This window comes from Candidatus Krumholzibacteriia bacterium, from assembly GCA_035268685.1.
In the GTDB taxonomy this organism is placed as follows: Bacteria; Krumholzibacteriota; Krumholzibacteriia; order JAJRXK01; family JAJRXK01; genus JAJRXK01.
Window position 1 is genome coordinate 25309 of sequence record DATFKK010000094.1, and the last position, 13107, is coordinate 38415.

Annotated in this window: 14 protein-coding genes, 2 tRNA genes and 1 other RNA gene; all 17 read left to right on the top strand. The window is 68.9% G+C overall.

Annotated features, from left to right (window positions below; genetic code table 11):
- Window positions 1–16 precede the first annotated feature (16 nt).
- Window positions 17–89 (top strand) — tRNA-Ile (locus VKA86_09310).
- 69 nt (window positions 90–158) lie between these two features.
- Window positions 159–235, top strand: a tRNA-Val gene (locus VKA86_09315).
- Window positions 236–513: 278 nt separating this feature from the next.
- The gene (locus VKA86_09320; GenBank protein ID HKK71404.1) at window positions 514–1242 is read left to right on the top strand and encodes a hypothetical protein; all 729 of its coding nucleotides are present in this window, start codon (window positions 514–516) and stop codon (window positions 1240–1242) included.
- Window positions 1242–1727, top strand: a complete 486-nt coding sequence (locus VKA86_09325) for a ribonuclease HI family protein (protein ID HKK71405.1) — start codon at window positions 1242–1244, stop codon at window positions 1725–1727. Before VKA86_09320 ends, VKA86_09325 begins: the two co-directional genes overlap by 1 nt.
- Before the next feature lie 35 nt (window positions 1728–1762).
- Window positions 1763–2143, top strand: an RNA gene (gene rnpB, locus VKA86_09330) — RNase P RNA component class A.
- A gap of 31 nt (window positions 2144–2174) precedes the next feature.
- Entirely contained in the window at window positions 2175–3953 is a 1779-nt protein-coding gene (gene recJ, locus VKA86_09335) for a single-stranded-DNA-specific exonuclease RecJ (GenBank protein HKK71406.1), read from the top strand.
- A complete protein-coding gene (locus VKA86_09340) occupies window positions 3950–6184 on the top strand; it encodes a bifunctional (p)ppGpp synthetase/guanosine-3',5'-bis(diphosphate) 3'-pyrophosphohydrolase (GenBank protein ID HKK71407.1) in 2235 nt (744 codons plus the stop codon). Before recJ ends, VKA86_09340 begins: the two co-directional genes overlap by 4 nt.
- Window positions 6181–6636, top strand: a complete 456-nt coding sequence (gene dtd, locus VKA86_09345; GenBank protein ID HKK71408.1) for a D-aminoacyl-tRNA deacylase — start codon at window positions 6181–6183, stop codon at window positions 6634–6636. The genes VKA86_09340 and dtd overlap by 4 nt, the downstream gene beginning before the upstream one ends.
- The gene (locus VKA86_09350) at window positions 6633–7286 is read left to right on the top strand and encodes a Maf family protein (protein HKK71409.1); all 654 of its coding nucleotides are present in this window, start codon (window positions 6633–6635) and stop codon (window positions 7284–7286) included. The genes dtd and VKA86_09350 overlap by 4 nt, the downstream gene beginning before the upstream one ends.
- A complete protein-coding gene (gene mtnA, locus VKA86_09355) occupies window positions 7283–8335 on the top strand; it encodes an S-methyl-5-thioribose-1-phosphate isomerase (protein ID HKK71410.1) in 1053 nt (350 codons plus the stop codon). Before VKA86_09350 ends, mtnA begins: the two co-directional genes overlap by 4 nt.
- A gap of 290 nt (window positions 8336–8625) precedes the next feature.
- Window positions 8626–9057 (top strand): 50S ribosomal protein L13, encoded by a 432-nt coding sequence (rplM, locus tag VKA86_09360; GenBank protein ID HKK71411.1) that lies wholly within the window; start codon window positions 8626–8628, stop codon window positions 9055–9057.
- A gap of 38 nt (window positions 9058–9095) precedes the next feature.
- Window positions 9096–9515: a 30S ribosomal protein S9 gene (rpsI, locus tag VKA86_09365; GenBank protein ID HKK71412.1), complete on the top strand. Its 420-nt coding sequence runs from the start codon at window positions 9096–9098 to the stop codon at window positions 9513–9515.
- A 169-nt stretch (window positions 9516–9684) separates the two neighbouring features.
- Window positions 9685–10488 (top strand): 30S ribosomal protein S2, encoded by an 804-nt coding sequence (rpsB, locus tag VKA86_09370; protein ID HKK71413.1) that lies wholly within the window; start codon window positions 9685–9687, stop codon window positions 10486–10488.
- 158 nt (window positions 10489–10646) lie between these two features.
- Window positions 10647–11240: a translation elongation factor Ts gene (tsf, locus tag VKA86_09375; GenBank protein ID HKK71414.1), complete on the top strand. Its 594-nt coding sequence runs from the start codon at window positions 10647–10649 to the stop codon at window positions 11238–11240.
- Window positions 11241–11298: 58 nt separating this feature from the next.
- Window positions 11299–12012 (top strand): UMP kinase, encoded by a 714-nt coding sequence (gene pyrH / locus VKA86_09380; GenBank protein ID HKK71415.1) that lies wholly within the window; start codon window positions 11299–11301, stop codon window positions 12010–12012.
- A gap of 79 nt (window positions 12013–12091) precedes the next feature.
- Entirely contained in the window at window positions 12092–12649 is a 558-nt protein-coding gene (frr, locus tag VKA86_09385) for a ribosome recycling factor (GenBank protein HKK71416.1), read from the top strand.
- Between the two features lie 196 nt (window positions 12650–12845).
- Window positions 12846–13107 (top strand): hypothetical protein (locus VKA86_09390; protein HKK71417.1); only part of this gene is annotated, 262 nt, incomplete at its 3' end.

Below are 13107 nucleotides of genomic sequence, written 5' to 3' on the forward strand. Positions count from 1 at the left end.
TCCCGCGTCCGGTCTGGGGCCCATAGCTCAGTGGTCAGAGCAGACGGCTCATAACCGTTCGGTCCCAGGTTCGAGTCCTGGTGGGCCCACTCCTTCGGGAGACGATCGGGTGGCCACCCGGAGTCGTCCACCGGCGCCGGGCGACCGGTGTACGGATCGGGCGATTAGCTCAGCTGGCTAGAGCGCTCGCCTCACACGCGAGAGGTCACTGGTTCGAGTCCAGTATCGCCCACCATCGTCTTCCGATGCCGGCCCACGAGGTCGGCCACCCGCGGCGCCTTCGGCGGGCGCGCGACAGATCACCATCGGGGCCGTTGGATGGCCCGAGGAGTTGATCCCAACGAAGTCGTCGGTCTGCATCGTCCCGCCCTTCGCCGTGCGTCGGTCGTTCCCGGACCAGCCGCACGGCGGTGCAACGATGCCATCCGAAACCAGCGAGGGGTGGGCCGACCGGCCTGCCCCTCGTTTCGTTTCGGACCCTGTCCCGAGCCCCCCGCTTGGAGGCGAGCAGCTGTGAGTCCTTCGATCGATCCCCGCATCCTGAGCCAGATCGCCCATCTCGACGGTCAGGTCCATCGTCATCGCTCCGCCATCGCCGCCGGCCGCAAGCGCGAGTCGAACCTCGAGCAGCTACGGACCGAGTACGCAGCCGAGGCCAAGGGCCGGAAGAACCGCGTCGAGGAACTGGAGCAGGCGAACAAGTCGCTCGAGAAGGAGATCGAGGAGATCCAGGGCCAGGCCAAGCGGCACAACAGTCGCTTGAACGAGATCCAGGACACCCGCGAGTACCGCGCCCTGAACGAAGAGGTGCGCTATCTCCGCCGGCAGATCGAGACCAAGGAAGAGACGGTCCTGGCCAACATGGAGTTGCTCGAGAAGGCGCGGGCCGAGTTCGAGGAGGCCAACGCCGACTTCGAGGCGAAGGCGAAGGAAGTGACCGAGGAGATCGAGTCGATCCACGCCGAGCGCACCCGGCGCGAGACCGCCATGGCCGACGCGAGCAAGTCCCTCGACCAGTTCCTCGACCAGGCGGGCGAGGCCACGGCGCGCTGGTGGCGCCGCCGGGCCGAGCGGATGCCGCTGCCCGTGGTGTGGGCCACGAAGGACGCCTGCGGCTTCTGCCACACGAAGCTCACCCCGCAGAAGGCGCTCGAGGTGAGCCAGGGCCGGACCCGGGTCGTGTGTGACACCTGCGGGCGGATCGTGGTCGAGGCCCTGCACGAAGACTCGACGGTGTCCTAGTGGGTCGCCCGGACATCAGCGAGTTCGCCCTGCCGCCCGCCGAGTCCCCGTATCCCCACGGCGGACCGGCCGTCGTCTACACCGACGGCGCCTCCCGTGGCAATCCCGGGCCGGCGGCCTACGGCTGTGTGTACGCGCTCGAAGACGGCACCGTGCTCTGTGCCGAGGGCGTGGGCATCGGCGACGACACGAACAACGTGGCCGAATGGAAGGGCTGCATCGCCGCGCTGGAGCGGCTGACCGCCTGGGGAGTGACCGACGCGGTGCTGCGGTTGGACAGCGAACTCGTGGTGAAGCAGCTGCGGGGGATCTACAAGGTCAAGAAGGAGCACCTTCGCCCGCTCCACGAACGCGCCCGGACGCTGAGCGCGAGGATTCCGTCGTTCCGGATCGAGCACGTGCGGCGCGCGGACAACGCGCTGGCCGACGCCATGGCGAACTCCGCGCTCGACGAGGGCACGGCACGAGCCGACGCTTCCCACTGAGGGCTTTCGCGGCTACATTTCTGCTGCGAAGAGTCGGAGCCGGACAGGCGACCGCGAGCCCGCCTCCGGGCGGGAGCGAGGAAAGTCCGGGCACCACAGGGCAGGACGCTGGGTAACTCCCAGGGGGAGCGATCCCACGGAAAGTGCCACAGAGAACAGACCGCCTAAGCGGGCTCCGGCCCGCCGGCAAGGGTGAAACGGTGGGGTAAGAGCCCACCGCCTCTCCGGTGACGGAGAGGGCACGGTAAACCCCGTCTGGTGCAAGACCGAATAGGGGAGGAGAGACTGCCCGTCTCGACGACTCCCGGGTGGGTCGCTCGAGCCCGTGGGAAACCACGGGCCCAGAGAAATGGCCGCCACCCGTCGTGCCGTGAGGCGTGACGGTCACAGAACCCGGCTTACGACCGACTCCGACTCTTACGCCCCGGCCCCCCGGACGAACCCGTCATGCCTCAGCAGTCGAGCACCCCGGACGGCGGCCCCGGTCCGCTGTGGGATCTCCCCACCCGCGACGACCTCCGGGCCGGCGCCGACCTCGCGCATGCGCTCGCGCTGCCGACGGTGGCCGGACAGATCCTCTGGCGGCGGGGATTCACCGCGGCCGAGGCCGCGGCACGGTGGCTCGAGCCCGACGCGGCCGATCTGCACGATCCCTCCGATCTCCCCGACCTGGACGCCGCCGTGGTCAGGATCGGGCACGCGATCGACGACGGCGAGCGGATCGTCGTCCACGGCGACTACGACGCCGACGGGATCTGCGGAACCGCGCTGCTCACCCGTGGTCTGCGCCGGTTGGGAGCGGTGGTCGAGCCCTTCGTTCCCGATCGCCAGCGCGACGGGTACGGGGTCGCCCGTCGGCTGATCGAGCACGCGGGCCGCAGTCACGTGGGCCTGCTGATCACCGTCGACACCGGCAGCGCGGCGCACGAGGCCCTGGGCCGGGCGCGCGAACTCGGGATCGACGTGATCGTGTGCGATCACCATCGTTTCGAGCGGCATCCCGACGGCGCAGAGTGGTTCGTGAACCCTCTGCGTCCCGACAGCCGCTACCCGCACGCCGACCTTTGCGGTGGCGGGATCGCGTACCAGCTGCTGCGCGCCGTGGCCGCCGCCCGCGGTGGAGACGCCGACGAAGAGCTCCCCCTGGCCGCACTCGCCACCATCGGCGACCAGATGCCCCTGCGCGGCGAGAATCGAATCCTGGTACGCCGGGGGCTCGCGGCTCTCGGTGCCACCCGGATCCCGGGCCTGCGCGCGCTGATGGAGGTCGCGCGGATCGGCCGGCGGGTCGACGTCGAGGACGTGGCCTTCCAGATCGCTCCGCGCATCAATGCGCCGGGGCGGATCGAGCGCGCCCGGACCACGCTCGACCTGTTGCTCGCACCCGACGCGGTGTCCGCACGCAGCGGGGCGCAGCGGCTCGAGGCCCTGAACCGCGAGCGCAAGCGGATCGGCGCCGAGTGCGCCGACGACGCGGTCGCCATGGCGGAGCGCCGGATCGCGGAGCGCGATCCCGCGGGTCTGGTTCTGTCGTCGCCGGCGTGGCACCGGGGCGTGGTCGGGATCGCGGCGGCGAAGGTCGCCCGTGCCTACGGTCGGCCGGCCCTGCTGCTGGCGGTCGAGGGCGACGGGGCGGTGGGCAGCGCCCGGAGCGTGCCCGGTGTGGACCTCGTCGAGGTGCTCGACCAGTGCGCCGACCTGCTCGATCGCTATGGCGGGCACGCGGCCGCGGCCGGTCTGGCCGTGGCGTCGGAGCATGTCGCGGAGCTCGAGGACCGCTTCCACCGTGCCATCCGGCGCCCGGCGGGCGCCGAGGTCGCCCCGCCCCTGCGCATCGACGCGATCCTGGGCCACGAAGACCTCGACGAGGACCTGGCCGCGTTCTTGAATGCCCTGGGTCCTTTCGGGCAGGACAACCCCAGTCCCCGCCTCGCGGGGCTGGGATGGCGGCATCGGCGGTCGCCCCGCGTGGTCGGAGAGCGTCACCTGCGGCTGGATCTCGACCACGGAGGGCGCGCGCGGGGCCTGATCGCGTTCGGGCAGGCCGAGGCCTGGATGCCCACGGCGGTGGGAGCACCCGACCTCGACGTGGCCTTCACCGTGCGGTACCGACCCGATTCGAATTACGATGTATGGGAGCTCACACTCGACGGACTCCGACCTGCCTCCGGCTCCGGGCCCGCGGTGGGTGGTCAGGAACCAGGAGGAACCCAGGAGCAACCTTGATCTCGAAGCCGGCGACACGCACCAATCCCCTCGACCTCGAAGGCCGCATGTCCGCGGTCGTCGAACAGGTGCGCGCGTACCACGCGGAGGCCGATCTCGAGAAACTCTGGCGCGGGTTCCACGTTGGCCGCGACGCCCACGACGGGCAGAACCGCAAGAGCGGTGAGCCCTACTTCACCCACTGTGTGAGCGTGGCCGAGGCCCTTACGGACCTCCGTATGGACGTCGACACGATCGTGGCGGGGCTGCTGCACGACGTGGTCGAAGACACCGGAATCGGACTCGACGACGTGCGCGAGACCTTCGGTGACGACGTGGCCCTGCTCGTCGACGGCGTGACCAAGATCAACGAGATCCGCTACGCCAATCCCGAGGCGCAGCAGGCCGAGAACTACCGCAAGATGCTGCTGACGATGGCCAAGGACGTGCGGGTCATCCTGATCAAGCTCTGCGACCGCCTGCACAACATGCGCACGATCGCCTCGCTGTCGCGTCACCGGCAGGAGGCGATCGCGCAGGAGACGCTGAACGTCTACGCGCCGCTGGCCCACCGCTTCGGGATCGCCCGGCTGAAGTGGGAGCTCGAGGACCTCGCGTTCGAGACCCTGCATCCCGACGACCACGCCGCGATCCTGCAGGGCATCCGCGAGCAACGGTCCGAGCGGGAGGGCATCATCGAGGCCTTCACCCGGCCGCTGTGTCGCCTGCTCGACAAGGCGGGGATGAGCTACGAGGTCCAGGGCCGACCGAAGCACTACTACTCGGTCTGGCGGAAGATGCAGTCGCGCAGCATGCCGCTCGCCAAGATCTTCGACCTGCTGGCCGTCCGGTTGATCGTGGACGAAGTCGGCGATTGCTACCATGCGCTGGGCCTGGTGCACGCCAACTGGGTGCCGATCCACGACCGGTTGAAGGACTACATCGCCAATCCGAAGCAGAACGCCTACCAGTCGCTGCACACCACCGTGCACGGCCCCGACGGCCATCTGATCGAGGTGCAGATCCGTACCCACGAGATGCATCGCCGCGCCGAGGTGGGGATCGCCGCACACTGGCTCTACAAGGAAGGTCGCGACGACCGTCCGGCCAAGCCCGGCGACCGCCTCGACGAACAGATGCAGTGGTTCCGCGAGGTGCTCGAACTGCAGCAGGACGTCCACGACCCGCGCGAGTTCATGGAGGCGCTGAAGATCGACCTCTTCCAGGACGAGGTCTACGTCTTCAGTCCCAAGGGCGAGGTCTTCAAGATGGCGCAGGGGTCCACGCCGCTGGACTTCGCGTTCCACGTGCACAGCGAGGTCGGTCTGCACTGTAGCGGGGCGCGGGTCGACGGACGGCTCGTGTCGTTGCGTTATCCGCTGCGCAGTGGTGAGACGGTCGAGGTGCTCACGAACAAGAACGCCAGTCCCAGCCCCGGCTGGCTCGAGATCGTCCAGACCAGCAAGGCCAAGCACAAGATCCGGCAGTGGATCAAGGCCACGCAGTTCGAAGAGTCGGTCAAGCTGGGCCGCGAGATGGTCGAGCGCGAGCTGAAGAAGCGCAAGGCGCTCGACCTGTTCGAGTCGAAGATCGAAGAGGTGTCGCAGGATCTGGGGCACACCGACCCCGACCGGCTGCTCGCGGCCATCGGCAACGGTGCGGTGCCGCTGCAGCGGGTGCTGAACAAGATGGCGCCGCCGCCCGAGAAGAAGCGCCGGATCATCCCGCTTCCCGACCGCCTGTCGAAGGCGCTCAAGCGTCCCGCGGCCGGAGGGGTGCGGATCCAGGGCGTGGACAACCTCATGATCAGCTTCGCCAAGTGCTGCCAGCCGGTGCCGGGCGATGCGATCAAGGGAATCGTGACCATCGGCCGTGGCGTGAGTGTTCACCGCGCCGACTGCGACAACCTCGGCCCCGACCGCATCGAGCCCGAGCGCCTGATCGACGTGAACTGGGACGTGGGCGAAGAGACCGCGTTCCCCGTGCAGTTGATCGTGGCCGGGCACGACCGCCTGAATCTGTTGGCCGACATCTCGCGAGCGATCAGCGACATGGGCGTGAACATCCAGGCCGGCAGTTTCGAAGGCGAGCACGAGTACGCCCACTGCACCTTCGTGATCGAGGTCCGCAACCTGTCGCACCTCGACCGGATCATCCGCGCGATCCGGGGCCTGAACGGGGTGGACCGGGTCGAACGCGCTGCGGTCGGTCTCAGCGACGGGACGGCATTCGAGTCCGGGACCGACGCATGAGGGTCGTCCTGCAGCGCGTTCGTCAGGCCTCGGTCACCGTGGCCGACACCGTGACCGGATCGATCGACCGCGGGCTGTTGATCCTCTGTGCCTTCCGCGAGAACGACACCGAAGCCGAGCTCGAGTGGATGGCGCGCAAGTGTGTCGAGTTGCGGATCTTTCCCGACGACGAGGGAAAGATGAACCGCGGCCTGCGCGACGTGGACGGCGCCGTGCTCGTGGTGTCGCAGTTCACCCTCTACGGCGATGCGCGCAAGGGACGTCGTCCGAGCTTCGTGGGCTCGGCTCCGGGCGAGCAGGCCGAGCGTCTGTACGATCGTTTCGTCCGGTGTCTCCGGGACCTCGACGTCCGCGTGGCCACCGGCATCTTCGCCGCCGACATGCAGGTCGAACTGCAGAACGACGGTCCGGTCACGTTGATCCTCGACCGCGATGCCGACGGCGGAGCATGAACGGGCACCCCTTCCTGCGACCCGGTGATCGACCGCTGGTCCTGGCCAGCCGCAGTCCGCGGCGGGCCGAGATCCTGCGGGCGCAGGGACTCGACTTCACCGTGCAACCGGCGGGCATCGACGAGACCGTGCTCGACGACGAGACCCCCGCGGCGCACGTTTGTCGGCTCGCCCTGGAGAAGGCGCGCGCCGTGGCGGCGGATCATCCCGACGCCATGGTCCTCGGCTCGGACACCGTGGTGGTGATCGACGGCGAGATCCTCGGAAAGCCCGAGGACGAGGCCGAGGCGCGGGCCATGCTGCGACGCCTCGCCGGCCGCGAGCACGCGGTGTACAGTTCGGCCGCGCTGGTCACCGACGGGACGCAGGGCGTGGACCACGACGTCACGCGGGTGCGCTTCCGGGAACTCGACCACGTCGAGATCGCGGCCTACGTGGCCAGCGGCGAGCCCATGGACAAGGCCGGGGCCTACGGGATCCAGCAGCGCGGTGCGCTGCTGGTGGCCGGAATCGACGGCTGCTACTTCAACGTGATGGGCCTGCCGCTGCAGGCCTTCCGGCGCGTCTGGATCGAGGTCGTGGGGCCGATCGCCGGCCACCCGGCGGGCCCGGCGAACCCGACCGACACGGGAACAGGAGGATCGGCGTGAGCACTTCCACCGTGGCCTACCGCGACGGAGCGGTCCACCTGCTCGACCAGACCCGGCTGCCGCACCACGAAGAGGTGCTGGTCTGCGGCGACGTGCCGACCCTGGTCGACGCGATCCGCCGCCTGGTGGTGCGCGGCGCGCCGGCGATCGGCGTGGCCGCCGGCCACGGCGTGGTCATGGCCGCCGAACGCCGCCTGGACACCGGTGGCGACTTCGTGGCGGGCGTGCGCGAGGACATCGAGACCCTGCGCGCGTCGCGGCCGACCGCCGTGAACCTCGGCTGGGCGCTCGACCGCCAGGTGGTCGTGCTCGACCGGATGGCCGCCGCCGAGCCCACCGCCGTGCGCGACGCCCTGGCCGCCGAGGCCCGGGCGATCCACGCCGAGGACGAGGAGCTGTGCCGGCGCATGGGGCGCTTCGGCGCCGAGCTGTTGCCCGACCCGGCCACGGTGATCACCCACTGCAACACCGGTGCCCTGGCCACCGCCGGCATCGGCACGGCCCTGGGCGTGATCCTCACCGCCGCCGAACAGGGACGCACCGTGAAGGTGTTCGCCGACGAGACCCGCCCGCTGCTGCAGGGCGCCCGGCTCACGGCCTGGGAGCTGCGGCGGGCCGGAGTGGGCGTCGAGGTGATGAGCGACGGGGCGGCCGGCTGGTGCCTGCACACCCAGCCCGTCGACGCCGTTCTGGTGGGCAGCGACCGGATCGCCGCCAACGGCGACGTGGCCAACAAGATCGGCACCTACCCGCTGGCCGTCCTGGCCCGTCGCCACGGGGTGCCGTTCTACGTGGTGGCCCCGACGAGCACCGTGGACTTGACGCTGCCGGCCGGAGATGGCATTCCCATCGAACAGCGCGATTCCGCCGAGGTGACCGCCTACGGCGGGCATCCGGTGGCCCCGGAGGGGGTCGGGGGCTTCAATCCGGCCTTCGACGTCACCCCGGCCGAACTGGTGTCGGCCATCGTGACCGACCAGGGGGTGTTGCGGCCGCCCTACGGCCCGGCCCTGGAGTCCGCGGTGGCGGCCTCGCGCGCAAACCACTGATCCCGCGGCGCCTGCGGCGCCCGTGGTTCCTTGACACGCTCGCGAGCGGTTGTTAATTTTGCGAGCCTTGCGCCGACGGGCCTGAGCCCGTGGGCGCCGTCGTGCCCGCGCGCCGCCCGCTCACGAGCGGAGGCCGGATCGCAGCGGGACGCACTGGGATTTCCCCGTCTGGGCAGCTGGACGTTCGGAACTCCGCACCGGGTCGTCCGGGGCGGAGTCGATCGTGAGGGCTCCGGGCTCGTTCGGAGCACCCGACGACCGGACATCCGCGTGGAGGCAGAACCGTGAAGATGACCGTGAGCGCCAAGGCCGAGACCGTCGAGCGTCGCTGGTACGTGGTCGACGCCGCGTCGGCCCCGCTGGGCCGTGTCGCGAGCCGGGTGGCGACCGTGCTCCGAGGCAAGCACAAGCCGAGCTACACGCCCCACGTCGACTGCGGCGACCACGTGATCGTGGTGAACGCCGAGCAGCTCCAGCTGACCGGCGGCAAGTTGGACGGCAAGATCTACGACCGGTATTCCGGTTACCAGAGCGGTCGGTACCTCCGCACCGCCCGCGAGCAGATGGATCGCGACCCACGGGTCGTGGTCGAGTCCGCCGTACGCGGCATGCTGCCCAAGAACAAACTGGGCCGCTCGATGATCAAGAAGCTGAAGGTGTACACCGGCGCCGAGCATCCGCACGCCGCCCAGAGCCCCGAGCCGCTCGAGTTGAATCTCTAGAGTGACGTTCGCGCCGGGTTCGGCGCGCCGGAGAGAGCATGAACGAAACGCAGACGACGACTCGTCCGATCGCCGACCGGGCCTACGCCACGGGACGCCGCAAGGAGGCCACCGCGCGCGTGTGGATCACTCCTGGTTCCGGCAAGTTCACGGTCAACGGCCGCGCCTTCGAGGATTATTTTCCCACGCCGACTCGCCGCATGGTGATCGAGCAGCCACTGACGCTGGTCGAGCGCAAGGGTGAGCTCGACGTCTTGGTGACCGTGCGTGGTGGCGGTGTGGGGGGTCAGGCGGGCGCCGTGCGTCACGCCCTCGCCCGCGCCCTGGTGAACATGGACGAGGAGCTGCGCCAGACCCTGCGTAAGGCCGGGTTCCTCACGCGCGATGCCCGCGAGGTCGAGCGCAAGAAGTACGGTCAGCCGGGCGCACGCAAGCGCTTCCAGTTCAGCAAGCGCTAGGCTGGACGATCAGACCGGGGGTGCCACGGCGCTCCCGGAAATCCGCACCCGACCCCGAGCCTGTCCGCACAGGTGCGCCGAAGGGCGTCGCGGAAGGTGTCGACGGGCGGGGAGGCACAACCTGGATCCCACGGGCGGCGCAAGGTGCGTCGCGCCAGAGAGGTGAAACATGGCCGTCGAGGTCACGCTCAAGGAATTGCTCGAAGCGGGTGTCCATTTCGGACACCAGACCCGCAAGTGGAACCCCAAGATGCGCGATTACATCTTCATCGCGCGCGGTGGGATCCACATCATCGATCTGCAGAAGACGATGAGTCACATCCGTCCCGCCTTCGAGTTCCTGACGAAGACGGCCGCCTCGGGCAAGAAGGTCCTCTTCATCGCCACCAAGAAGCAGGCGCGTCAGCCGCTGGTGGAGGCCGCCGAGGCCGTGAACCAGCCCTACGTGTCCGAGCGCTGGCTCGGGGGCATGCTCACCAACTTCCAGACCATCAGCGGCAGCATCCGCAAGCTCGAGGAGATCGAGTCGAGGATCGCCGGCGGTCAGTCCGAGCAGATGACCAAGAAGGAACTGCTCGAGTACACACGGCAGCACGAGAAGCTGGTGCGTAACCTCGGCGGGATCCGCGACCTGAAGCGGCTCCCCGGTGCGGTCTTCGTGATCGACGCCAAGGAAGAGGAGACCGCGGTCAAGGAAGCCAACAAGCTCGGCATCCCCGTGGTCGGAATCGTCGACACCAACGCCGATCCCGATGTGATCGACTACCCGGTGCCCGGCAACGACGACGCGATCCGCTCGATCCAGCTCTTCGCGCGCCTGGCCAAGGAAGCCATCGCCGAGGGTCTGGCCCTGGGCAGCGAGGGCCAGAGCGCCGAGGTCGAGAAGCAGGAGGCCAAGGCCCAGGGCGAAGCCGCGAGCAGCGGACAGGCCCAGAGCAGCACGACCGAGGTCACGAGCAAGTCCGCCGGTTAGTCCATTCGCCTTCCGGGGGTCCAGCGGGATCCCCACCCGGTTCCCCGGAACCGACTCCCAGACCGTGACCGGAACGATCGCCACGCCCGGCCCCGCGTCGAGCGCCGCGATCCGCCCGGCAGGATCGTGAACACTTCCACCTCGAGGAAATCCGCCCCATGAGCATCAGCGCCGCCCAGGTCAAGGAGCTCCGGGAACGCACCGGAGCCGGCATGATGGACTGCAAGAAGGCCCTGACCGAGACCGACGGTGACGTCGACAAGGCCATCGAGTTCCTGCGCACCAAGGGCATGGCCAAGGCCGAGAAGAAGGCCGACCGCGCGACCAAGCAGGGTCTGGTGGAGAGCTACATCCATCCCGGCGGCGGCGTGGGCGTGCTCGTCGAGGTGCTGTGCGAGACCGACTTCGTGGCCCGCACCGACGACTTCAAGGGCTTCGTGCACGACGTGGCCATGCACATCGCGGCGACCGGCCCGCTGGCCCTGAGCGCCGACGAGCTCGACCAGTCCACGCTCGAGGCCGAGCGCGAGATCTACGTGAAGCAGGCCATGGAAGAGGGCAAGCCGCAGGAGATCGCCGAGAAGATGGTCGAGGGGCGGCTGAAGAAGTTCCGCAAGGAGAACGCCCTGCTCGAGCAGCCCTTCGTGAAGAATCCCGACCAGACGATCGAGGAGCTGGTGAAGGAGAAGGTGGCCAGCCTGGGTGAGAACATCCGGATCCACCGCTTCGCCCGTTTCGCGATCGGGGACTGAACACCGAACCGATCTTCCGAGCGCCCGTTCCGATTGGAGCGGGCGCTCTTCTAGGACCATGGCCCGTTACCGACGCATCCTGCTGAAGCTGAGCGGCGAGCTGCTGCGCGACGACGAGCAGCCGCTGTCGGGACCGCGCATGGCCGAGGCCGCCGCCGCCCTGAAGACGGCCCACGACCTGGGCGTGCAGGTGGCCGTGGTGGTGGGCGGCGGCAATCTGCTGCGCGGCCGCGACCACGCCGACGGCGACGTCCGCCCCGAGGTCGACCAGGTCGGCATGCTGGCCACCGTGCTCAACGTGGGCCTGCTGCGTCTGCACCTCGAGCGCGCCGGCCTCGACGCCCGGGTCATGACCCCGCGTGCCGTCGAGCCCGTGAGCGAACGCTTCGACCGCCGCGCGGCCGTCGAGGCCCTCGAAGCCGGCGCCGTGGTCCTGCTGGGCGGAGGCACCGGCAACCCCTTCTTCTCGACCGACTCCGCGGCCGCGCTCCGGGCGATCGAGCTGCGCTGCGACGCCCTGCTCAAGGGCACCCTGGTCGACGGCGTGTACGACAAGGATCCCAACCGCCACGACGACGCCCGCCGCTTCGACCGCGTGAGCTTCGACGAAGTGATCCGCCGCGATCTCAAGGTGATGGACCAGACCGCCGTGGCCCTGTGCCGCGACAACGACATGCCCGTGGTTGTCTTCGACCTCAAGACACCCGACAATCTGGTGGCGTTCCTGGAGGAACGGATCCAGGGGACGGTCGTGGAACCCGACCGGGCCTGAACGCCCCGGCGCCGGCACCGCGCCGCCGCGCCGCCGCGCCCGGGCCCGGCGACGATCCGAAGCGAAGAAAGGACCCGCGATGCTCGACAGCATCAAGACCGAGGCCAAGCAGCACATGGGCCGCTGCCTGGACGATCTGAAGCGCAACCTCTCGCAGATCCGCACCGGCAAGGCCAGCCCGGCCCTGCTCGACGGAATCCAGGCCGAGGCCTACGGCCAGAAGATGCCCATCAACCAGCTGGCGACGCTGGCCTCGCCCGAGCCGCGCCTGCTGACGATCACGCCCTTCGACGCCTCGCAGATCGGAGCGATCGAGAAGGCCATCCTGGCCAGTGACCTGGGCATCAACCCCACCAACGACGGCACCATCATCCGCCTGCCGATCCCGCCGCTGAACGAGGAACGCCGCAAGGAGTTCGTGAAGATGGCCAAGCAGCGCGGCGAAGAGGCCAAGGTCGCCATCCGCGGCGCCCGCCGCGACGCCAACGACCAACTGAAGAAGGCCCAGTCCGACGGCGACATCACCGAGGACGAGAAGCACCGCGGCGAGAACGAGATCCAGAAGCTCACCGACGACCACGTGAAGAAGGTCGACGAGATCCTGGAGGCGAAGGAGAAGGAGATCATGGAGGTATAGGAATACGCCTCGAGGTCCTTTTCCGACAAGCAGTTACCGTTCGCGGGAACGATCTCGACAACTTTCCCAACTTACGAAGTCGATCCTGCGCTGGTTACTTGGTCCCGGCGGAATGTGGGCGAAGGGCCTGGTGCGATGCACTGGGCCCTTCGTATTTTCGCAATGGAGCCCTGATAGACTGAATGATGGAGACGTCGTGGAGCAATCTGCTCGAGCTGCACTGACCGTTGCTCTCTGCCTAGCTCTCGGGTCGTCGGCCAGTGCCAACGATGGGTGCTGCTGCCCGGACAGCCCGACCTTCTCGCGACCGGATCTGCCCCAGGTCGTCATCGGGGTAGTCATCGCGGCGGTCGACTCGACCGCCTGGGCCGTGGAGGTTCTCGCAACATGGTCGACCGACACGCCGGACACGCTTTTGGTCGCCACGTTTCCGCACGCGCCCGAGACCGCGTGCTGGC